General features: G+C 60.3%; 1 protein-coding gene. It reads right to left on the bottom strand.

The annotated features are described in order from the left end of the window. A partial coding sequence (tnpA, locus tag G3I74_RS16270) for an IS66 family insertion sequence element accessory protein TnpA (RefSeq protein ID WP_420823057.1) occupies positions 1-218 on the bottom strand: 218 nt, incomplete at its 3' end. Positions 219-224 lie beyond the last annotated feature (6 nt).

Raw genomic sequence — 224 nt, 5'->3', positions numbered from 1 at the left:
AACCAGCCGTTGCCACTGGTTCCGAGTACGGCGCTTCCAGCCCATGGTGAAACTCCTTGGCAATCCAGGTAGCACTCATCATCGGCCAGAGCGCGTGCCAAGGGAAGGACGTATTTGTCCAGACGCTTACGGCAGTACGCCGCCTGGGTCAACCCGCTGCGTTCCCACTCTTCAACCAGCCGTTGCCACTGGTTCCGAGTACGGCGCTTCCAGCCCATGGTGAA

Source organism: Wenzhouxiangella limi (assembly GCF_010499265.1).
GTDB classification, from domain to species: Bacteria; Pseudomonadota; Gammaproteobacteria; order Xanthomonadales; family Wenzhouxiangellaceae; genus Wenzhouxiangella; species Wenzhouxiangella limi.
The sequence above is the reverse complement of the archived record's forward strand: the minus strand, read 5'-3'. Positions and strand labels throughout refer to the sequence as shown.